At 47.0% G+C, this 21,936-nt stretch carries 23 protein-coding genes; 5 read left to right on the top strand and 18 right to left on the bottom strand.

Features of this window, described 5'->3' with window-relative positions:
- Nucleotides 1–2 precede the first annotated feature (2 nt).
- From AAAA73_RS00660 to yihA, 9 genes are all read right to left on the bottom strand, one after another.
- Nucleotides 3–1,583: a tetratricopeptide repeat protein gene (locus AAAA73_RS00660; RefSeq protein WP_340596215.1), complete on the bottom strand. Its 1,581-nt coding sequence runs from the start codon at nucleotides 1,581–1,583 to the stop codon at nucleotides 3–5.
- On the bottom strand, nucleotides 1,580–2,398 hold the full coding sequence (locus tag AAAA73_RS00655; RefSeq protein ID WP_340596214.1) for an outer membrane beta-barrel domain-containing protein: 819 nt from the start codon (nucleotides 2,396–2,398) through the stop codon (nucleotides 1,580–1,582). Before AAAA73_RS00655 ends, AAAA73_RS00660 begins: the two co-directional genes overlap by 4 nt.
- 13 nt (nucleotides 2,399–2,411) lie before the next feature.
- A complete protein-coding gene (locus tag AAAA73_RS00650) occupies nucleotides 2,412–3,131 on the bottom strand; it encodes an outer membrane beta-barrel domain-containing protein (RefSeq protein ID WP_340596213.1) in 720 nt (239 codons plus the stop codon).
- Nucleotides 3,132–3,134: 3 nt separating this feature from the next.
- Nucleotides 3,135–3,638, bottom strand: a complete 504-nt coding sequence (locus tag AAAA73_RS00645; protein ID WP_340596212.1) for a KdsC family phosphatase — start codon at nucleotides 3,636–3,638, stop codon at nucleotides 3,135–3,137.
- Nucleotides 3,639–3,842: 204 nt separating this feature from the next.
- Entirely contained in the window at nucleotides 3,843–4,496 is a 654-nt protein-coding gene (locus tag AAAA73_RS00640; protein ID WP_340596211.1) for a TonB family protein, read from the bottom strand.
- Between the two features lie 115 nt (nucleotides 4,497–4,611).
- Nucleotides 4,612–5,592 (bottom strand): KpsF/GutQ family sugar-phosphate isomerase, encoded by a 981-nt coding sequence (locus AAAA73_RS00635; protein WP_340596210.1) that lies wholly within the window; start codon nucleotides 5,590–5,592, stop codon nucleotides 4,612–4,614.
- A gap of 9 nt (nucleotides 5,593–5,601) precedes the next feature.
- Entirely contained in the window at nucleotides 5,602–7,206 is a 1,605-nt protein-coding gene (locus AAAA73_RS00630; RefSeq protein ID WP_445292013.1) for a CTP synthase, read from the bottom strand.
- 98 nt (nucleotides 7,207–7,304) lie between these two features.
- A complete protein-coding gene (gene kdsB / locus AAAA73_RS00625; RefSeq protein ID WP_340596208.1) occupies nucleotides 7,305–8,045 on the bottom strand; it encodes a 3-deoxy-manno-octulosonate cytidylyltransferase in 741 nt (246 codons plus the stop codon).
- Nucleotides 8,046–8,618 carry a ribosome biogenesis GTP-binding protein YihA/YsxC gene (gene yihA / locus AAAA73_RS00620; protein WP_340596207.1) on the bottom strand — a complete coding sequence of 191 codons (573 nt, stop codon included), beginning with the start codon at nucleotides 8,616–8,618 and terminating at the stop codon, nucleotides 8,046–8,048.
- A 164-nt stretch (nucleotides 8,619–8,782) separates the two neighbouring features.
- Between yihA and AAAA73_RS00615 the strand changes: the two genes are divergently transcribed.
- The gene (locus AAAA73_RS00615; protein WP_340596206.1) at nucleotides 8,783–10,015 is read left to right on the top strand and encodes a sigma 54-interacting transcriptional regulator; all 1,233 of its coding nucleotides are present in this window, start codon (nucleotides 8,783–8,785) and stop codon (nucleotides 10,013–10,015) included.
- On the opposite strand, the gene AAAA73_RS00610 is transcribed toward AAAA73_RS00615, so the two are convergent.
- Nucleotides 10,005–10,985 (bottom strand): flagellar basal body-associated FliL family protein, encoded by a 981-nt coding sequence (locus AAAA73_RS00610; protein WP_340596205.1) that lies wholly within the window; start codon nucleotides 10,983–10,985, stop codon nucleotides 10,005–10,007. The genes AAAA73_RS00615 and AAAA73_RS00610 overlap by 11 nt on opposite strands.
- A 102-nt stretch (nucleotides 10,986–11,087) precedes the next feature.
- Between AAAA73_RS00610 and AAAA73_RS00605 the strand changes: the two genes are divergently transcribed.
- From AAAA73_RS00605 to AAAA73_RS00590, 4 genes are all read left to right on the top strand, one after another.
- Entirely contained in the window at nucleotides 11,088–11,714 is a 627-nt protein-coding gene (locus tag AAAA73_RS00605) for a hypothetical protein (protein ID WP_340596204.1), read from the top strand.
- 133 nt (nucleotides 11,715–11,847) lie between these two features.
- Nucleotides 11,848–11,997 carry a hypothetical protein gene (locus AAAA73_RS00600; RefSeq protein WP_340596203.1) on the top strand — a complete coding sequence of 50 codons (150 nt, stop codon included), beginning with the start codon at nucleotides 11,848–11,850 and terminating at the stop codon, nucleotides 11,995–11,997.
- 21 nt (nucleotides 11,998–12,018) lie between these two features.
- Complete coding sequence (locus tag AAAA73_RS00595) at nucleotides 12,019–12,600, top strand: 2OG-Fe(II) oxygenase (RefSeq protein ID WP_340596202.1); 582 nt, start codon at nucleotides 12,019–12,021, stop codon at nucleotides 12,598–12,600.
- Between the two features lie 2 nt (nucleotides 12,601–12,602).
- Nucleotides 12,603–13,937 carry an ATP-binding cassette domain-containing protein gene (locus AAAA73_RS00590; protein WP_340596201.1) on the top strand — a complete coding sequence of 445 codons (1,335 nt, stop codon included), beginning with the start codon at nucleotides 12,603–12,605 and terminating at the stop codon, nucleotides 13,935–13,937.
- Between the two features lie 184 nt (nucleotides 13,938–14,121).
- Here AAAA73_RS00590 and polA read toward each other — a convergent pair whose 3' ends face one another.
- The 8 genes from polA to AAAA73_RS00550 all read right to left on the bottom strand — a co-directional run bounded on the left by polA (nucleotide 14,122) and on the right by AAAA73_RS00550 (nucleotide 21,935).
- Nucleotides 14,122–16,722 (bottom strand): DNA polymerase I, encoded by a 2,601-nt coding sequence (polA, locus tag AAAA73_RS00585; RefSeq protein WP_340596200.1) that lies wholly within the window; start codon nucleotides 16,720–16,722, stop codon nucleotides 14,122–14,124.
- Nucleotides 16,723–16,787: 65 nt separating this feature from the next.
- Nucleotides 16,788–17,090, bottom strand: coding sequence for an XRE family transcriptional regulator (locus tag AAAA73_RS00580; RefSeq protein WP_340596199.1), 303 nt, complete (start codon nucleotides 17,088–17,090; stop codon nucleotides 16,788–16,790).
- 100 nt (nucleotides 17,091–17,190) lie between these two features.
- Nucleotides 17,191–17,496 carry a septum formation initiator family protein gene (locus AAAA73_RS00575; protein ID WP_340596198.1) on the bottom strand — a complete coding sequence of 102 codons (306 nt, stop codon included), beginning with the start codon at nucleotides 17,494–17,496 and terminating at the stop codon, nucleotides 17,191–17,193.
- Between the two features lie 107 nt (nucleotides 17,497–17,603).
- Nucleotides 17,604–18,872, bottom strand: coding sequence for a phosphopyruvate hydratase (gene eno / locus AAAA73_RS00570; RefSeq protein ID WP_340596197.1), 1,269 nt, complete (start codon nucleotides 18,870–18,872; stop codon nucleotides 17,604–17,606).
- Nucleotides 18,865–19,863, bottom strand: coding sequence for a hypothetical protein (locus AAAA73_RS00565; RefSeq protein WP_340596196.1), 999 nt, complete (start codon nucleotides 19,861–19,863; stop codon nucleotides 18,865–18,867). The genes eno and AAAA73_RS00565 overlap by 8 nt, the downstream gene beginning before the upstream one ends.
- Before the next feature lie 192 nt (nucleotides 19,864–20,055).
- On the bottom strand, nucleotides 20,056–21,204 hold the full coding sequence (locus AAAA73_RS00560) for a CpaF family protein (protein ID WP_340596195.1): 1,149 nt from the start codon (nucleotides 21,202–21,204) through the stop codon (nucleotides 20,056–20,058).
- Nucleotides 21,179–21,697, bottom strand: a complete 519-nt coding sequence (locus tag AAAA73_RS00555) for a cupredoxin domain-containing protein (RefSeq protein WP_340596194.1) — start codon at nucleotides 21,695–21,697, stop codon at nucleotides 21,179–21,181. Before AAAA73_RS00555 ends, AAAA73_RS00560 begins: the two co-directional genes overlap by 26 nt.
- The gene (locus tag AAAA73_RS00550; RefSeq protein ID WP_340596193.1) at nucleotides 21,657–21,935 is read right to left on the bottom strand and encodes a cytochrome; all 279 of its coding nucleotides are present in this window, start codon (nucleotides 21,933–21,935) and stop codon (nucleotides 21,657–21,659) included. Before AAAA73_RS00550 ends, AAAA73_RS00555 begins: the two co-directional genes overlap by 41 nt.
- Nucleotide 21,936: the final 1 nt, after the last annotated feature.

Here is a 21,936-nt window from a genome sequence, read left to right as displayed (position 1 = left end):
TCCTACTCGCAACTTTGTTTGCCCAGATAGTGGTAGTTACCGATTTCATCCAACCAGAACTCGCCTTGGAACGGATAGTATTGGAACCCATTTTCGACGTAGAACTTACGGTTCACGTTGTCGTCAATTTGTTCACCAAGGTCTTTACCAGCAATTTTCTTTTTAACGCTTTCTTTTCTTCCGTTGATCATTTCGTAACGGATGAAGCCAGATTGCTCATACAGGTCATGAAGCTCTGTGCGCATGTTCAACAAGTGCACTTTCATCATATCGCCGATTGCCAGCTTCGTGTTCTTGGAGCGATTTGCCAGGATTTTTAAAGAATACTGACCCAAAGCTGATGCACGGAATGTCGGGCTGCCTTCCACGCGCGTTTTTTCCTGGTTCAATCGAGCCAGGTAGTTCATCGCACGCTTCACGTCACCCTGATCCATGATGTTTCTAAGAACAATGTATGGAAGATGAAGATTCGCGGATTTATCAGTCGTCTTGATGACTTTCGCTTTTTCAAGCTCCTGATAGTAGTACATATTGTCGTTTGTGCTCTTGATGAAGTTACCGATTTTGGAACGGATCGGTCCATAAGTGGACTCAAACAGATTCAAAACCTTCTCCATCTCGTCGTACTTACAGATGTAGAGGTAAACGATGGCGCGTAAAAGTAAACTCTCCGGCATATAAAAGTCTTCGTAATATGCCGAGTGGAGAGTTTGGAAATTACTCATCGCTGAACGGAAGCGCGCTGAACGCAACATCGCCCAGGATTGTTCAAAAATCGCATCATGCCAAGCCAGCGTATCACGAGGTACTGAAGAGTATGCCTCGATCGCCGCATCCCAGTCTTTCTTCTGATAGTAAGCACGTGCCAAAGCCAACTGAGCCTGAACCTTATTGGTATCAGTCACCGGAGCGGACGCACGGCCATCAATCATGTTTTGGAAAACTGTGATTGCCTGTGGAACTTCATTGGCCTCTAGTTCACAAAGCCCGCGGTTGTACGTGGCCTGATAGAAGTATGAGCTGTTTGCACCAACGCGGCTGAACATATCAATCGCCTTGGCATAATCCTTATTACGACGCTGGATTTCCCCAAGACGGAAATAAACCATGTCTTTTTGACTTGCCGGAATGGCATTCAAATCCACACGAGAGATCGCGTAATTCAGAATGGTATCGTCACCCAGGCCGTCGGCCACAATCGAAAGTTTTTCAATCGCAGGTTTTGAATAACGTGGGCTGCCGGAGCGGATCACATCAACGAATTGGAAAGCTGCTGTTTGATACAGCTTCAACTGCATCAACATAGTTCCCAGAATGTACTTAATTTGCGGACGCTCTGCTGCCAACTCAGGTTTACGAGCCAATGTGAACAGGTTATTTGCTGCTGCTGCATACTGACCGTTTTGGGCCATTTGCAATGCGCGGGCAAGCTGAGCTTTTGCATTCGGCGGCTGCGCTTTGCGAGGAGCCGCTGGACGTGCAGTCGTTGGACGTTTTGCAGGTGCTTGGCGAGATGTCTGCGCATCACCCATAACGGGCATAACCATACTTGTTGCAATCAAGAGTAGTAGTAGTTTTCTCATCGGTATGTTGCCTCCGGAAAGAACCAGCTTACGCCGACAGTTAAGAACAAGTTATTGAAGCTGTTCGTGGATTTGCCCAATACGTTGCCATCAGTATCTTTATTGGTGACCGTCGCATTGAAGAAGTTCCAGCTGAAGTCCCAACGGAACGCCACAGATTTGGTCAAAGAGAAGATCTGACCTGCTGCCACGTGAATAGTTCCTGCGCTTTCCCCAGTGGAAACCTCAGTCATTCCATAACCACCGGAAAAATAAAGATCGAAAGGAACAATACGGTTGTTAAACCATGTCATTTTCCCGTAAATCGGAACCCACATCAGGTCGGCACCCATGTACGATTTTGGAAAGGCCAAACTCTCGGTGGAAACTTTATTGTTCTCTTCAAGCTCACGAGTCGATTCCCGCTCTGACGTGGTCAAAGCAAAGTAATTCAGCTCGACACCCCAGGTTTCAGTCAGGAAGTAACCTGCCTTAAACACACCACCCATCGTATTGAAGAATGGGTCATTGGTTACGACAGTAGCGCCACCAAATAGCTCGAAACGACCGGTTTTAGGCATGAATCTTTTTTGGATAATCGAAATTTCCTGAAATGGCGCCAGATTCGCAAGACCTTTGAAATCTGTCGTATTTTTATCAGGACTGTCATCATAGTTTTTTGCTGCCGCAGAATTATCAATTCTAGGTGCGGATTTGCCAACTTCGGATTCAAAGCTGTCAACATCCTCACCGCCACCCAGATCCTGGGCTGTTGCCAAACCCGGAATCAGCATCGCTGAGAAAAGCAAAATAGTGATTAGCTTTTTATTCAACATCTTTCAGCCTCGCTTAAAACAGGTAAGACAAACCGACATCGAGGTTTGTGGTGTAAGTAAGACGCTCTTTAAAACTATCATTTGAAACTGTTCCGCCGCCGTTCAATCCGGAATTGAATGGAATCGGCGCTTGATTCATATAAAGACGCAAATCAAAGCGAAGGGCCCAGCTGGGATTGAAGAAAAACTTTTGTCCCATGCCCAATGCCAACGCCGGATTTGCTTTGGTTTCAAACTTAACCATACCCAGGGCACCCGAGCCAAAAAGCATGGTGTTGATAACCATTGATTTGGTCAGACTCATTTTTCCGTAGAAAACCTTGATGTTATAGTCAGCCATCAAAGTCATTTCAGGTTTTGGAGCCTGGTCGTAGTTCAGATTGAATTGACCCTGGAGCTGAGTCGCATAACTGGAGACACCCGTCGCATTCTTGGAGAAAAGAATACCGATCGCGTTTTCCTCGTTCCAGTTATAGTAAGCCGAGAATCCAAACTTACTGACGTCGTAAATCGGTTCAGTCAGTCCCAGCCCATAAAACGCATTCACGTCAATGCGGCCTGCTGTGACTACACGGCGGTTTTTAACGCTCACCGATTTATCAAAAACCGGGAGTACGGATTCCTTTGCCAGCTCTTCTACTGGCAACTCGACCAACTCGGCAGCGAATGCCGTTTTATGCAGTAACAAAGCTGCACCAATGATGATCAAGGCTTTCAAACCATTCTTTAGCATGAACTACCTACCTGAGGAAAAGGCCCCATATTTAAAAATGTAATCACAAACTTCACGAACTGCTCCACAGCCACCGGGCCGCTTCGTCACGTAATCTGCAATCTCAATTACTTCATCTACTGCTTCTGGAACTGTGGCGCCGAAGGAAACTGCCTGCAAAAGTGGGATATCGAAAATGTCGTCCCCCACATACGCCATTTCATTTGGTGAAATGCCGGAATCCTTTTGCAGCTGTAAGAAAGAAGGCTCTTTGTCGAGAGCACCTTCATAGAAATACTGAATGCCAAGCGACTTAACGCGCGCGCGCACATCTTCAGCCTTGGTACCTGTGATGACCGCGATCTTGTAACCCGCTTCTGTCAATCGTTTGATGCCAACGCCATCACGAATAGAATAAAAACGGCGCCACTCGCCGTTTTCAAACCAGATTCGCGTGTCAGTCATGACGCCGTCGACATCGAGCACCAACATCTTGATATTTTTGAGTTTTGATATTTCTATTGCCACGAAATCATTGTGGGAAATTATTACAAGGGGGGCAAGTGTCGCACCTTGATACAAGACTTTTGTCCCACTGGTATTTGGTCGGGAATGATATCAACTCGAAGAGAAAGTAGTTAAAGGTAACAACAAACCTGAGGTAGAGTGTGTTTCCTTTTTTCCAACTGGACCATTCAAATGTGAATGTTAACGGACATTCCTGTTCGTGAATTACTGCAAAGAGTATTCGATCGGAATTTCAAGCTTGGCAGATGATGTTGCAAATTCAGCAGGCAGAGGTTTGTACTTTCCTATGCCGGCAATCAAACTTTTTGCAGCTTCGTTCAATCTGTTGAAAGCCGTGCCCTGCTTCACTTCCACGGCCGTGATCGTGCCGTCTTTTTCGACGATAAACTCCACAAGCACCCGGCCTGTTTCGCGCAGTCTTTTGGATGTGACAGGATAAATCTTGCGACCTTCAATCAATACGCGAAGCTCATACAAGTAGCGCTCTTTGATTGAAGCATTTCGATTGCCTGTGGCTTCACCTAACGGACCTGAAGTCAGATTTCCATCAGCATGTCCCAAAGTTTTTGCTCCAGCAGATTCAGCTGGCGGAGGTGTCACTTCGAGATGTTGTTTTTTCTTTTGAGCAATAGCGACTTCCCCATCATCGGAAAGCTTGGGAGTGGCGATTTTTTTGACTGCCGTGGCTTGCGTCGGGGCAGAATCAAACTCCACCACCACCGGACCACCTTTTTTGTAGAAACCAAATGGCGCCGGATTCTGAGTTTTCAAGGCACCAATAGACAACCCCGCAAACACCGCAAGGTGCAAGACCAATGAAATCGCAAATGGGGGTATTTCTCTGAAATTTACAGCCAAACAATGCCTCTTACTCAAGGGTTTAACGGCCCCATGGGAAAAAGTCACCTCGCATGGATTTAAATGAAAACCAATAGAAAATAAGACAAGGGTTTCAGTCTGAAACCCCGTTTAATTAGCGTACACGCGCTTTCAAAAGGTCTTGAACATGGAGAATGCCCACCGGTTTATGGGGTTGCGACGCCTCTTTATCCAGGACAAAGAGCATATTGATCTGGAACTGTTCCATCACAAAGAGCGCTTTTTCAGCGAGCTCGTTCTTATCAATGGTTCTTGGACTTGTGGTCATCAGATCCTTAGCCTGCCCCGTAAATGGATCGTTGGACTTCTCCAAACGTCGTCGGATTTGACCATCGGTAATAACCCCGACCAAATCACCCTTCTCGTCCACGACGCCGGCAGCACCGCGAACATCTTTATGGGTCATGATTGAAAACACTTCTTTCAATGGAGCATTCAACCCCACTGTCGGCAACGCTTCCCCGGAGTGCATAACATCTTTAACTCGGGTTAGAAGACGATACCCCAAACTGCCACCCGGATGGAATTCTGCAAAGTCAGCAGAGCTGACTCCTTTTTCGGCCATCACAGCCATGGCAACAGCATCACCCATCGCCAACGTCGCTGTGCTACTTGCAGTTGGAGCCAACCCCAACGGGCAGGCTTCCGAAGACACTTCCACATTCAATGTAACCTGGGCCGCTTTCGCTAGAGACGAAGACGGCTTGCCTGTCAGAGCAATCAAGGGAATTCCCTTACGAGCGACAAAGCTCAGAATTCCTGAAAATTCCGGAGACTCCCCGCCATAGGATAGAGCCATAATCACATCGTCATTGGTCACCATTCCCAGATCACCGTGATTACTTTCCGCGGGATGCAAGAACACGGACGGTGTTCCTGTCGAAGAGAATGTGCTCGCCAGTTTGCGCGCAATTTGGCCGGACTTGCCCATACCAGTGACAACAAGTTTGCCCTTGCAGGAAGTGATAAGCTTCACAACCTGTTCAAATTCAACTCCGATTCGGGGTTTCAACGCCAGAATCGCCTGTGCTTCAACATCCAAAACCTGTAGTGCTTGCTCGATTAATTTCGACATAATCAATTCCTACTTATTCTTCAAACTGGCTTTCACAAAGTGGACAAACAACGGATGTGGTTCAAGTGGTTTGGACTTGAACTCAGGGTGGTATTGCACGGCCACGAACCAAGGATGGTCCGGAAGCTCGACAACTTCAACCAGATCGCGTTCTTTACATATACCGGAAGCAATCATGCCGTTCTTTTCAAAGAGTGCTTTAAACTTATTATTGTACTCAAAACGATGGCGGTGGCGTTCCGTGATATTTGCAGTTTTATAGACTTGGGCTGCCTTGGTGTTTGGTGCGATTGCACACGGGTAAGCCCCCAAGCGCATCGTTCCGCCCTTATTCACCAGGCCACGTTGTTCGACCATGGAGTCGATCACGAAATTGCCATTGCGCTTGCCCTCGGCATGGAACTCACGGCTGGTTGCATCTTTGATTCCGCACACGTTGCGTGCAAACTCAATCGCCGCCAGCTGCATACCAAAACAAATACCAAAGAAAGGAACACGTTTTTCACGGGCAAACTTAATGGCCGTGATTTTACCTTCAACTCCGCGGGTACCGAAACCACCCGGAACCAGGATTCCATCCACTTTACCCAACAGAGAATTCACCGTCTTATCCGTTACTTTTTCAGAGTCGACATAAATGATTTCCACGCGGGCTTTATTGGCAACACCACCATGAACCAAAGCTTCATGCAGGGATTTGTAAGCTTCTTTCAGCTCGACATACTTACCAACAACACCGATTTTCACTGTTTCATCCGGCTTGGATAAAACATTCACAAGATTCTGCCAGCCCTTTAGATTCAACCGCTGAGGTTTCAACCCAAGGCGGGTAACGATCAACTCATCCAGTTTCTCATTGTGCAATGCCAACGGCACTTCATAAATGAAACGACTGTCCTGTGCCGCCACGACATGATTTGGCTGAACTGAACAGAACAAGGCGATTTTACCCTTAAGATTATCATCAATATGCTTTTCACTGCGACAAACCAGGAAATCCGGCTGAAGACCGAGCATACGAAGTTCTTTGACCGAGTGCTGAGTCGGCTTGGATTTCAGCTCACCTGCCGCCGCAATGTAGGGAACGTAGGTCACGTGAACCAGGACAGAGTTTTCCATCCCGACATCGATGCGCATTTGGCGAATGGCTTCAAGGAACGGCTGGGATTCGATATCCCCCACTGTCCCGCCGATTTCAACCAGAATAACTTCACTGCCTTGGGCAGCCTCATAAATGCGCGCTTTGATTTCTTCTGTGATGTGCGGAATCACCTGCACAGTCCCACCCAGATAATCACCACGGCGTTCGCGTGCGATAACCGTGTCATAGATCTGACCTGTGGAAACAGAGTTGGAGCGATTCATCACAGCAGATGTAAAGCGCTCGTAGTGACCCAAATCCAAATCCGTCTCTGCACCATCTTCAGTCACATAGACTTCCCCGTGTTGAAACGGAGACATTGTGCCTGGATCCACATTTAAGTACGGATCGAATTTCATGATGGTGACTTTGTGTCCACGTGCCTCCAGCAAAGCACCCAAGCTTGCCGCGGTAAGACCCTTACCGATGGAGGAAACCACCCCGCCCGTAACAAAAATGAATTTTTGCTTCAGTGAAGTCTTAGTGGATTTCGCAGTTGAAACTTTTGTGGTCGCGACAGTTTTCTTGGTCGCTTTCACAGCTGTTGATTTGGTATTTGATTTTTTTGCCATTATTTCCTCTGACTTAAAATTTTTTCCAACTTTTCCAGATCCTCGGGAGTATCCACCCCGATGCTGGCTTCTTTTACACGTACGACTTTGATTTTTGCGCCCAAATAAAGGGCCCGCAATTGCTCCAGACTTTCCGCGCGCTCTATCAATGCTTGCGGAGCCTCACAAAACTCTTTCAGAAATTTTTTGGAGTAAGCATACATTCCGATATGTTTCAGACATCCTGAATAATCGCCCATCTCATTCGCCTTCAAGCGGGAGTAAGGCATTGGAAAGCGACTAAAGTACAAAGCTTCATCGTTGATGTTCATCACGACTTTGACGGAGTTCGGGTTCTGCAATTCTTCTTCAGAAATAGGATGAGCCAATGTTGCCATGTCCATCTTTGGTTCATCGACAAACACCTGAGCCAGACGATCAATCAGTTCGCCTGTCACCAAGGGCTCGTCGCCCTGAATATTAACCACGACATCGCAATCGATACCTTTGATGGCGGCATGAATACGATCGCTGCCTGATGGAAGATGGCTGTCGGTCATTACGACCTTTGCGCCCACGTCCTCGGCAGCGCCTTTGATCAACTCATCATCTGTTGCGACAATCAGTTCAGTCAGCAATTTGGATTTTCGGGCACCTTCGATAGTCCATTGAATCATGGGGCGCCCTTGCAGCATCGCCAGTGGCTTTCCCGGAAAACGTGTCGAGGCAAATCGTGCTGGGATGACGCCGACGATTTTCATCTATTTGATCCAGTTCTTATAGATGTAGTCTTCGACATCTTCCTGGCCGGTTTTCTTGATCGCCGAAGTTCCAAACACCGCAGTTAAACCGGTTTCTTTTTTAAGCTTGGCAATCGCCTGTAGCATTTGCGAACGGGACATTTTATCAGCCTTGGTCAAAACCACGGCCAAAGGAAAGCCCTGAGTTTCGGAGAAGCGACGAAGAAGCTCTTCGTCCTCGGACCAGGATCTGCGAATATCCATTACCAGAATCAATCCCGCCAGACTTTCACGAGCAGAGAGGTAAGTCTCGATCATTTTATGCCAGTCGCGAATCTCATCACCTGAGCGCGCCGCAAATCCATATCCTGGCATATCCACCAAAACAAAAGTTGCCGCGACATCAAAGAAATTCAACAGGCGGGTTTTACCCGGCGTGGAACTGACTTTGGCGATCTTATTGGTCGCAAGACCATTGATGAAGGAACTTTTTCCGGCGTTGGATCGGCCCGCAATGGCTACTTCGGGAAGAGAATGGACTGGGTAGTCCTTTTCGACAACTGCACTTTTAATGAATCTGATCTGTTTTGGCATAACGTAGGCTACCAATTCTTAAGGAGTTTCTCAATTCTCAATTCTAAGACTGAGATCTTAGGCTCAGTACATTATAAGTCCCAAACTGCCCTGAGAGTCATTTTAAATCGAGCTGACGGTGGCAACACCCTTGCTTTTGGACTGCCACCAAGGAGATAACCAATATGAATCAAGCTTTTCTAAAACTGATGGGTGAAAACCCGAAAACTTATCAAGTCAGCGAATTTCTGACGATCGGCAAAGACGCTCAATGTCAGATCCAAATCCACGGTGACGACGTCGCCGAAAGACACTTCCGTATCGAACGCCGCGAGCAAACTTACTACATTCGCGATCTGCGCAGCACTCAAGGAACCTATGTTAACAATGCCCGTATCATGGAAGCCATCCTTCAGGAGGGCGATCTTATCCGCGCTGGCACTCAGGAACTTTTCTTTACCTTTGAATCCTCTCAAACAACTTCTGAATTCCCACTTAAAAGCCGCAACGAAGTTTGGAATGAAGAACTACAAAGTCTGCGCAATGTTGCCGACACCGAGTTTCCGGTTTTGATTCTTGGACCATCAGGCACCGGCAAAGACATTATTGCCCAAGCCTTGCACAATGCCAGCGCTCGTAAAAACGCCAATTTTCTAAGCGTGAACTGCAGTGCCTTGAGTGAAACCCTGATCGAAAGTGAATTGTTTGGTCACGTGAAGGGCAGCTTCACCGGCGCTATCTCGGACCGTAAAGGTGCCTTTGAGGCCGCTCGCGGGGGTACTTTGTTTTTGGATGAAATCGGTGATTTGTCTTATTCGCTGCAGGCAAAACTTCTGCGCGCCTTGGAAAACGGCGAAATCCGCCCCGTCGGTGCCGATAAGAATATCAAAACAGACGTGCGCATCATTGCCGCCACTCACCAAAGTCTTCCTGAAAAAATCCGTCAGGGCGCTTTCCGTTCAGATCTTTATTTCCGTCTGAATGTCGTCACCGTCACACCACCCGCGTTGGTAAACCGCATGGAGGACTTTGATGACTTGCTATATACGTTTGCGAAGAAAATGCGGGTGCGCTTTTCACACGGAGCCATTGTCCGTCTAAAAAAACATCCATGGCCGGGAAATATTCGTGAGTTAAAAAACCTGGTCAGCAGAACTGCAGCCCTTTATCCGCGCGAGCACATCGAGGAAAAACATATCGAAAAGCTGCTGGATAAAACCCTGCTGACGCCGGCGGAAGCTGAGGTCAGTAATGACATTCCCGTGATCAAGGAGATTGAAAGACAAATGATCATCAAACGTCTGACAGCGAATCGCGGCAATCAACGTCGAACAGCCGCTGACTTGGGCATGCCAAAATCGACTTTGCATGACCGCCTGAAGTACTACAATATTCAGATTGATAACTTTAAGGCTTAATCACAGCCGTTTTAAAGAAGATCCTGCGCACTTTGCCTTTGGTCAGGATCTTATTGATTTCTTTGCGAAGTCTTTCGCACAACATCTGTTTGCCTTCGGCCGAGGACAGTTGATCATAAGTAAACTCTTCAACTGTCCTTAAAAACAAATCCTTCACTTCAGGCTCGCGGTCTTTGATCTCAACGACCACATCCGCATCCGTGCCCTCTACGAAAAACTCCAGAGCGGCCATCGGGTTCGGGCCTGACTGTGAGGATTTCCTGACGTTGGCAAAAATTCGCTGCGTGCTAAAAATATTCTGAGCGACACGAGTGGAGTCGTAAAATGGCTCCACTTGATCTGCCTGATAAATCTCCTTCTTATCCGCCCACTCCTCGAGTGTCGGCAAAAACAATTCTTCATGTGCCGGAATCAGCCTGTTGGTGGCTATCTTATAAAGAACCACTCCGCCCACGCCGGTTGCCACCACTAAAAATGCCAAACCGATCTTTTGAACAATCGAAAAGCCTTTAATCGTCGTGACCAGATTACCAATCCAGGATTTCAAACCAGCGATCAGATTTCCGATCCCCTGCTTCAGATTCGGTCCCAGATTTTTTAAGAACTGAACTGTCTGTTCTTTGAATTTGCGCCAGCTCAGGCGCAGCGCCATGTGCTGCAAGCGAATGAAGTAACTGATGCGCGGGATGAATGGCAAAAACTTCACCAGCTTCTTGCGCCAGCCATCCTGTCTTTCCCAATACTTCACTTCATCAGCAAGTTTGTACTCCAGATCGGATTCTTCAATGACAATGGGATTTGAGGGATCATCCGGACCGATCGTCTGCAACGACTTGGCAAATTCCGGATCTTCCTTTTCCAAAATAGAATCCAAGGAATCCAAAGATAAAAGTTCCTCTGAACTCTCCTCTTCGGGTGCTCCCTCAGGCTTTTGCGACTCTACTTTGGTCTGGTTTTCATTTTCTGCCAATATCCGCTCCCAAGACGATTGTAAGAAAAGAACCAAAACTCTCGCAAGAACAATTTATAAACAGGCCCTTATCCCCTACAATGAAACCTTAGGAGTTCACGCATGAAAGTATTGTTTGCAGTGTCAGTTTTGGGCCTTTCATTGTCAGCTTGTACAAATTTGCAAAGATCCGCCTCCAGTGGCTATGGTTCCTCGGACTATACCCAGGATTCCCGGGACATCATGCGCGATCGTTCAGCCCGCCAAACAGCTTATGAATTAGGCAAGGATCCAGGGAACTTGAATGCCAGTGACATTCAGGACATCCAAGATCGCACAACAGTCCGCCAAATGGAGCGCAAGCTTCACTCCAACAAAGAGAAAGAACAGTATTCCCGGATCCTGCCTTGGCTTGAATCCGATGCCGAAAAAATGGAATTCCTGTCCATTCCTTCCATCGAAGGCCGCCAGGCTTGGATCAATAAGAATAAAATCTGGAGCCGTTCGACCGCTCCAAAGGCCGAAATGAAGGGCTTAGTTGATACCCAGGACATCGCGATTGGCATGCCACAGGAATACGTTAAAAAATCCTGGGGCGAGCCCGTCGGCATTGATGTATCCGGCAATCCACTATACAGAAACGAACGCTGGCGCTATGAACGCCAGACATCCACCTCTTCGGGCTACCGCAAGGAAGTCCGCTTCGTCTACTTCGAAGGCGGCCGCGTGGTGGGTTGGGAAACTCAATAGCGCCGGTTCCTAATTCTAAGACAAAATCCTGATTTTAATTACCGCAGCTCCTCAGCACGCCTATATTTGATCTGATGCCCGAAATCCGTGGCATCGGACCTGCAATTACGGATCTCCACAAAGGAGATCCCATATGAACAAATTCGAAATTTTCCAATCAATCAGTTATTCCCGCAGAGGCGCTTTTGCCCATGGTGTTCAACGCGAACTCGATGACAACTGCATCCCTCAAGAAATCAAAGACCTTCTGAAGACAAAAAGCACATCAAACTCAGGAAAGTAACTTCAAACAGGTAGAACGACCATGGAAACGACATTAATTCGATACAAACAAGCTTTGAAATTCAGTCAACCATGGCCGTACTACCTGGTGGATAATTTTCTGCCTCTCGACGCTCTGGAGAAGTTCCAACAAACGATGTGTAACTCCAAAGAAGGCTTTCAACGACTTCCGGATGATCTATGGGAGGTGAATTTTAAGTTCACTCCCGATTTGGATCTGGCACGAATTTTCCTAAGCGAAGACTTCAAACTTTTTTTGGAAAGCGCCGCTGACGCGGAACTTGAGATTAATCAAAAGAGTCTGGTTCAACTACGCTACATGAATGACTCCAGTCCATCGATGCCGATACATACAGACACTGTGGAGTATCGATCGTTGGTCTGCATTCTTTACCTTTCCCCGAACTGGAAGAAGGAAAACGGCGGAGAACTTTTACTCCACGAAAATGAAAAATCAAGCTCAGAAGAAGCCCATATCATTGAGCCAATTCCAAATAGAATGATTCTGTTCTTTTCGGATGAAACCAACTGGCACTCCGTTAACAAAGTGAAAAATTGGACCAGGTACTCTGTAATGTCAGAGTGGATTGTTCAGGAAAGATAATTATGAAAACAACACTCTCTTACATCGATAAAAAACTTGCGTTAAAAATCGCTGCTCTTATTTTGATTCAACAATTCATTACTGCTGTAGGTACATTTGCTTTGGCAAAAGCCGGCTTCAATATTGAAAACATCGTTCAATTCGCCTTCTGGGCCGTACTTGCAATGCTGACTCACCTGATAGCACCAGCCATGGGCTACTTCGTCAGACCACTCGACACGACCTTAACGGTTGCTGCTTACCGCCAATACCTGAACGAGCACCTTTTGTCCAAAGCGGGATCGCCAAGCTTCTGGCAACAAAAAGACAAAAAGGAATCATTCCTGATTTCCATCGGCGCGGAAGTAGAGATGTATCTAGCGGCAATTCTGCTTGTCTACATCGATGTTTTTTCCTATGCCTTGTCTATTATTCTAAGTGCCCTTGTAATCGGTTATGTTTTAGATCCCCAATTTATCCCAGCGTTCATAGTATCCGGTGCTATCAGCTTTTTCGCATTCAGAGCTTTGCAAAAACGCGCCACAACTGCATTCGAAGAAGAGCAGAATGCAAAACTGTCCCTGAATAGCTATTTACTAACCTCTTGGGAAAACATCTTCTTTAAGAATTCGCCACAGATCAATACCTACAAAAGCCGTCTGCATACTCTGCTGAAGAACTCACTGGAGAAGTCCAAAACATCAGTACGATGGTACGAAGGATTGGTTGTGATTCTTACTTTGGTATCTTGCCTTCCGGTGATGTCACTTATCGTGTTTACATTATTCAAGAATCAAGGGAATGCCCCTGTACTGATTGCTTTGCTGGCAACTATTCCCCGCCAACTAACCATGCTTGGAACATTCAGAAGTATTTTTACAGCTGTAGCCTCTTTGATCAGCTTTGAATCAAAATTCAAGATACTGGCAGAAGGTACAAAATTGTCTGAACTTGGCTATTGCAACCGAATTAAAGCAAACCAGATTCAGGTAGAGAACAAGAACTACCAAACAACAAATGAAATCAAAGAACAGATTGAAAACGCAACTCCCCGCAGACTTGAAGTGCGTGGCAACAACGGCAGCGGCAAATCAACTCTACTTCTAATGCTCAACGAGCAAGTCGAAGAAAGCATCTACCTGCCAGCCAATCCACAATTCGATATTCCAAATCTAAAAGTGGGCTCCACAGGACAAAACATCCTACAGCACTTGAAGCACATCGCTCAAATGAACGAGAAGATAATTCTGCTAGATGAATGGGACGCAAACCTAGACGAAGAAAATATCGAAAAGATCAACACACTCATCAACGAGATCGCCAAAGAAAAAGTAGTAGTAGAAGTCCGCCACCGCTAACCCAGCACAGCTCGCCCCAACCCGTCCCCATCCCCATCCTCCGCACCGCGAACGCCAGTGCGGATCAAAAAGGGTCAAATGCGAGGCGGAGGGCGGCGACTGCCACGCAGGCGTACTCCAAGTACGCCGAAGAGCAAGGCGCCAACCGACAACGAAGCAGTTTGCCCTTTTTCATCCGCACGGGTCAGTGGGCTTCGTCCCAGTTATTGCCGATGGAGTAATTTACCTTTAGAGGCACACGCAGTGTCGCCACGTTTTCCATGATGCTTACCAACTGCGGAGTGATTTTCTCCAAATTGTCTGCGAAATCTTCGAAGATCAATTCGTCATGCACTTGCAATAGCATGCGCACTGGCACCGTCTTGTGGACTTCGATCATGGCTTTTTTAACCAAGTCACTGGCTGTTCCCTGAATCGGGGCATTGATGGCAGCGCGCTCGCCGAATTTTTTTAGCATGGCGTTGCTGGATTGAAGTTCATCGATATAGCGACGACGACCAAACAGTGTTTCCACGTAACCTTTTTCGTGAGCGATCTTAACCGTGCCCTCGATATAATCGCGCACGTTTTTAAAGCGCGTGAAATAGCGATCAATGATGTCTTTTCCTTCTGTACGGGAAATACCCAAAGTTTCAGCCAAACCGAATGCACCCTGCCCGTAGGCGATACCGAAGTTTACAGCCTTGGCTGTGCGACGATGTTCTGCATTTACTTCAGTTAAAGGAATATTAAAGATCTCTGCCGCAGTCGCCGCATGGATGTCCAGGTCTTCAGCGAAGGCTTTACATAGATTTGGATCTTCAGAGATGTGCGCAAGAATTCTTAATTCAATTTGTGAGTAGTCGACCGAAAGAAGCTTCATGCGCGGATTTGCGATGAAGGCTTTACGCACCAACTGACCACGCTGCGTACGGATCGGAATATTCTGCAAATTCGGAGATGTACTGGATAAGCGGCCCGTAGTCGTCAAAGCCTGATTGAAACTTGTGTGCACTCGTCCGTCTTTTTCCTGAACCATGACTGGCAATGCATCCACATAGGTGGATTTTAGTTTTGAAAGCTCACGCCATTGCAAAACCAGTTTTGCGATAGGATGATCAAGGGCTTCGAGTACGTCCTCCCCTGTCGAGTATCCAGTTTTGGTTTTCTTACCTGCAGGCAGACCTAACTTTTCAAACAGAATCACGCCCAGTTGTTTGGGACTTCCGACGTTGAAGTTCTCTCCCGCCAGTTCGTGAATTTGTTTTTCCAGTACGGCGATTTCGCCCTCAAGTTCTTTACTAAGGTTGTGGAGCAAATCCGTATCGATACGGATCCCCAGATTTTCCATGGATAAAAGCACTTTCACCAACGGAAGTTCCAGCTCGCGGTAAACTTTTTCACCGTGAAGTTCGTGAAGCTTCTTATCCAAGGTTTTTGCAAGGTGCAGTTGTGCATTGTATAGCTGTGAAGGTGACGCCATCTCTGGCAACGCCTCGCCCATGTGTTTTTCATAGATCTTGGAAAAATCAGACGAGTCCGCAGCCTTCAAAACATAAGCTGCCAACATCGAATCCCATTCGGCACTTGGATTCTTAGCTCCAATTTTGTGCCACAAATCCTTAAGATCGTAGCCCTTCCATTGAACTTTGAAGGTATCGGTCAATTTGCCCAGGAATTCGGAATCAGAAACAGCGATGATATCGTTATCAGTCCCGATGAAGACACCGCGGGCATCGTGAAAACCCCATAGTGGCTGTCCTTCAGCAAACATTCCTGCGAGTTCTTTTGTGGATAACGTCTTTTCAGTGAATTCTTTGGTTTGATGATCCGCAAGCATTGGAGTTGCCAAAGCATCGGGAGCCGCTGCCGGTTTGGCTGCAGCCGAGTAATAGGCCTTACCCACCTCTGTCGAAGTCATGGGCGCTGCAGCTGCCGGTGCCGGTGCCGCCGAAGAATCTCCGAACAGGTTTTTTTCGAAAGTTTTGAAATTGAATTCGCGCAGATACGCGCGCAGTTCTTCATCTTTACGCGGCTTCAAGCGATAAGATTCAATATCGTGATCCACTGGAATTTCTGTCGCGATGGTCACCAGTTTTTTAGACAAAAGAGCCATGTCTTTGGCATCGATCAATTTTTGACGAACGCTTTTGCTTTCAACTTTGTCGATGTTTTCGTAGATGTCTTCAAGGTGCTTGAATTGCTCAAGAAGCTTAATTGCACCCTTTTCACCAACGCCCTTAACGCCTGGGATGTTATCCGAGGTATCACCCACGATCGCCAAGTAGTCGATGAACTGATCTGGGCGCACGCCCCATTTTTCGAAAACACCTTGAGAGGTATAGCGATGATCTTTCATCGTGTCGTAAAGGATCACGCCATCTTCGATCAACTGACCGAAGTCTTTATCTCCGCTGACAATCACGACTTCGACGCCGTTCTTTTTTCCAACCTTGGTCAATGTTCCAATGATGTCATCGGCTTCGTAGCTTGGAATTTCCAAAGCCGGGATACCCATGATATCGGCCAATTGTTTGATATAAGGAATCTGCACAGCCAGGTCTTCAGGCATTTCGGTACGGTGAGCTTTGTAGTCATCGTACATTTCGTGTCTGAATGAAGGCTCTTTACGGTCGTAGCAGAAAACCATGTATTCTGGTTTTTCCTCTTTCATGAGTTTCGTGATCATGGAGATGAAACCGTAGATGGCATTAACGGGCATGCCCTTAGGGGATGTCAGTTGTCGGATCGCGAAGAAGGCGCGAAAGAACATCGAGCTGACATCAATAAGGTAGATTTTTTTCATAGAACTCTCCCGGTTTTGCAGATTAAAAAACCTACAACGGGAGAGTTTGATTGTCGATTATTCGATTACTCTAGATCCGCTTTGACGCGAGAGAAATCCACTTGAGAAAGTGCATTCTTGTCGCACTCGTTCTCACAGGCAGGTGTGAAGCGAACTTCGTCAGAAGCCTCGTCAGCTTGACGGTTGATCAAGGCCAATTCGCCTTTGATTTGTGGATTGAACAACAACTCTCCGTTGCCTTCTTCCCACGTTTCGATGTCTGTCAAAGCACACTTTAATCTGCGAGCCATGTCCGAGCGACTCCAGCCAAGACGAAGGCGAAGCGCGCGAAGACTGTCTCTATTCCATTCATTTTGATTTTCGATCATAAGGGTAACCCCCCGGTATTACTTTTAAATAAAAAGTATTTAGAGCTGAGATACTATTGCTAGTATACCGGAGCGACATCAAATAACTACTCGCGTTAATCTACTGTTCAGGAAAAACGAAAACTAAATCGTGCTCACCAGCTAGGTCTAATTTGTCTCTGGCTTGTCGCTCAATAAAAGCTGGATCTTTGGCCTGCTTAAGCTGTGCTGTAAGTGCCACTGTGGCTTTTTTGCTATCATTAATTTCGACATTAATTCGATCAAAATCACGATGCAAACCCCATAGGCGCCATAGATTGCCATTCAAAACGATAGATACCCCGAAGATAATCATGCAGATAAATGCGACTCTTCCAGGATGATTTAGTAAACGGCGAAGACCTACGGCAAAACGACTATAAGACATACAAAAAGTCTAAATTTGCTTCAGGCTACTGGGTAGTCCAGATCCGGAAATAAAAAAAGCCACTCGCTGGGAGTGGCTTTTTATTTATCAAAATTTAGCGTCTGGTATTAGCGGAAAGCGGCTTTATCCCAGTATACGCCCATACCACCAAGATCCTCTTCGATTCTTAGCAATTGGTTGTATTTAGCAATACGCTCAGAACGGCACAAGCTGCCTGTTTTGATTTGTTGGCAACCCAACGCAACCGCAAGATCTGCGATGAACGTGTCTTCTGTTTCACCAGAGCGGTGAGACATCACAGTTTTGTATTTGTTTCTTTGAGCCAGGCTCACAGCTTCGAATGTTTCAGTCAAAGTACCGATTTGGTTTACTTTCACCAGCAATGCATTCGCAGCTTTTTTCTCAAGACCCATACGCAAACGTTTCGGATTAGTTACGAACAAATCGTCACCTACCAATTGCATTTGGTTGCCCATAGCTGCAGTGACGTTCACCCATGAATCCCAGTCGTCTTCAGAGAAGCCGTCTTCGATAGTGATCAATGGATATTTCTCTGCCCAACCTTGGTACACTTTCAAAAGTTCATTTGGAGTGATCAAGCTGCCATCGAATTGGTATTTGCCGTCTTTGTACATTTCAGTCGCAGCAACATCCAAACCCAAGAATACGTTTTGACCTGGATCATAACCAGCATCAACGATCGCGCTCATGATCAAGTCCAAAGCTTCTTGATTGCTGCCCAACTTCGGAGCGAAGCCACCTTCGTCACCAACTGCCGTCGTCAAACCTTTTTTGCCCAGGATCTTTTTAAGAGCGTGGAAGATTTCTGCACCAGCGCGAAGTGATTCAGCGTATGAATTGTTCACTGTTGGAACAATCATGAACTCCTGAATATCAAGACCGTTGTTCGCGTGCGCGCCACCGTTCAATACGTTCATCAAAGGAACCGGCAAGCGGCAAGCCTGGGAACCACCGATGTAACGGTACAATGGAAGATTCACGTCAGCAGCAGCGGCTTTCGCAGCAGCCAATGAAACACCCAGGATCGCATTCGCGCCCAGGTTTGTTTTGTTTTCAGTTCCGTCGATTTCACGAAGAACTTTATCAAGGTAAACTTGTTCAGTCGCTTGAAGGCCCAGAATTTCTGGAGCGATTTTTTCACGGATGTTATCCACGGCTTTGAAAACGCCTTTACCGCCGTAACGGTTTTTGTCGCCATCACGAAGCTCACAAGCTTCATGGGCACCAGTGGATGCACCTGATGGAACTGCGGCGCGACCGATGTTGCCATCTGCTGTGCCGATTTCAACTTCAACCGTTGGATTACCACGGCTATCAAGAATTTCACGAGCTACGACACTGATGATTTCAGACATGATGAGTACCTTCTTTCTCGGAATGCTTAGAGTTCATTTTTTTTACCAGTTCCATGGAATTGAAAACGGTGCGTGGGTATTCGGTTTTTACGAACTCCCAGTCCACACGTCTCATCGCTTCCTTCACTGCAGGATTTGTTTTTCCCTGGGAAGCAAGCATAGTGATCAATTGCTGAGCGCGCACCATGTAGTCATGCATACGGGCCAGGTTCTGATTCAACGAATACGCCGGGGATTCCACATCGAAGTTTAAATTTGACAGTGCACCTTCGTGAGGAATCAATGAGCCACGGCTGTCAGCGACATCAACCGATTCAGCTTGCGCCACCTGCTGCTGTCTTTGTTTTTCGAAATTACGAATCTTGTCTTCAAGATCGCCAACGTATTTTTGCAGATCCTCGCGTTCGCGCTGAGTGCGCTGCAAATCGTTCAACAAGCTTTGGAACAAATCAGGACTCACCTGATGACCGACAGTTTCGTTTTCTGTGAAGATTGTCTGCTGCTGAGTTGCCCAGCTTAATTTCAAAGTAATGCCGGACCACTCGCACTTCGCCAAGGGTTGACCAACATAAACTGGCAACGACTCAAACGCCGCCTTCAAGTAGGTCGTCACCAACGGATACTGCTCTGCCGGAAGAGGCAGATCGAAAGAGATGCTGACTTCGTCTTTACGAAGATTGTCGATCGGCGGTTTTGGAGAAATGAAGTACGACAAAAACTGTTCAGGCTGATTAAAGATTTCCTGTGGACGAGGCATCATGCGCAGAACGCTGTCGAGCACTCCCCACGCACGAAGTTCCGGTCCGTTGTGTCCGGCACGAGTCAGCACATCACAATCTTTTTTGAGTGGAAGTCGCAAACACATTTCAAGGAATTGCTCCATGTCCGGAGCGCTGATCCAGTAAGAAGAATCTCGCAACAGTTCAACTGACAAATGAACTTGTTCATAGAGCGGCGTAAGGTCTTCACCCTGCTCTTCTAGAACCGTCAAAACTGAGTTGGAAATCTTACAACTAAAGTGCACGAAAAAGTCTTAGCCCAAAAGCAAAGCCATTGAAATAACTATATTATACCAAAACTCACTAGCGCAGCGCGCATCAAAAAACCGCCTGGCACCTTTTGGATGCGCATCGCGTCTTGGGTTCGTGTGAACCTATCCCGCCGAAGCCTTGGCGAAGGAGGATTAGGCTGCTTTTTGGAATTTGGATTTTGGGAAAGGGAGCTTGTTATCGATTATTTCGTCCATAAACGTTGGAACGTTGCCTGTGGACTCTAGTTTGCCTTCAAGTGCTCCATCGGGACGGCGCACCAAACGACCCAATTCGAAGATTGGTACTACGTCATACGAACCATCCGGAAGGAATCCGCGAACTTCACTTATTGCTCCAATTCGACGCGAGCCATCACCGTAACGGGAGATTTGCACGATCAAATCAATCGCGGAAGACACTTGTTGGCGCAAAGCGCGCTCACTGATCTTACCGTCCCCGCCCTGAGCTAACGCTTCCAAGCGAACAATAGCATCTTCCGGTGAGTTCGCGTGGACCGTGCCCATACAACCTTTGTGACCGGTGTTCATTGCATTTAAAAGTTCAAGAGCTTCGCCCGAGCGAACCTCCCCCACGATGATACGATCCGGACGCAAACGCAGAGCACTTTTCACAAGGTCTTTGATACTCACTTCGCCTTTGCCTTGAGCATCAGCCATGCGGGTTTCAAACATCACCAAGTGTTCATAATCGACCTGCAACTCTGACGAGTCTTCGATGATCAACACACGCTGACCTTTGGGAATACGCGAACACAACAACGACAACAGCGTCGTCTTACCGGAGCCCGTACCACCGCTCACGATAATGTTTTTTCCCAGGAACATTGCGATATCCAAAAAGCGCGCGCCGTCCTCTGAGATTGTGCCCATTTTGATGTAGTCATTGAAAGTGATTTTCGTGCTGGTAAATTTACGAATCGACAGAGTCGTTCCCTTGCGTGACATCGGCGGAATCACCGCCGCAATACGCGAACCATCCGGCAAACGTGCATCCAGTCGTGGATTCTCGTCATTGATACGACGACCCACCGATTGGGCAATGGAGTTCACAGCCGCACGCAAGTCATCCTCAGTCGGAAACTTTTCAGCCACCTTCTCGAGTTTACCTTTGCGCTCTACGAAAATTTCATGGGGACCGTTGACAAGAATTTCGGATACACCCGGATCATCGAGGTACTTTAAAACAGGACCGAGGTTCTGTTGAATCGTCTGTTTGAAAACGTTCGACTGATCCGACATGGATGCACCAATCAGGTTAGTTGGACGCCGGTTTTCTGCCACCAGGTGCAGAATTCGTGTCCGAATAAATAATGAATTTGCCTTGAACCGCAGTCTCAGGACATTGGTAAGAAAAAATTCCGTCAGTTTTTGGCATCACGTTGAAGGTTTTTTGTTCACCAAAAACCGTGTTGTGATGTTCAGAAAAAGCATCCAACACGAAACTCACGTTTTTTTCCTTACCGTTCACGTTCACCACGTGAATGCGATAGCTGTTGCCCTTTTTCAAGCGCACAGTCTCTGGCACGAAGCCCTTGTCTGTGTTCATGATAACGATATCCTGAGCCGGCTCGACAGAGTCGAACACTTTACCCAGAATGCTGACGGATTGATCTTCTTTGATGCTTGCAGGCAGGCGATCCTCATTCGTCACTTTGTTGAAATCAACCTGACGACGAGAAAAATCCACTTCCCATGCATTTGCCACGCTGGTGATCAGAAATGCCGTTGCAAGACTAGTGCAAATCTTTACGGTCTTGGAATTCACAAAACTCACGAGCGACCTCCATAGCGATATAACTTACGGACTTTTGATCCATCATGTGCAGCTTCTGGATAAGAAGGTCTTTGTTTCCACGGCAGCCATTAATGCTTTGGAATGCATCACTCAGCAAATTGGGATTGGCCATCATCTCTTTGGTTACTTCAGCCCAATCGAGCTTAAGAACCGGATCAATAGCACCCACTGCGTATAGTGCATCAAACATAATTTGCAAATCGCCTTGAAGAAACATC

This window comes from Bdellovibrio sp. GT3 (genome assembly GCF_037996765.1).
In the GTDB taxonomy this organism is placed as follows: domain Bacteria; phylum Bdellovibrionota; class Bdellovibrionia; order Bdellovibrionales; family Bdellovibrionaceae; genus Bdellovibrio.
This window is presented reverse-complemented; position numbering and strand designations above follow the sequence as displayed.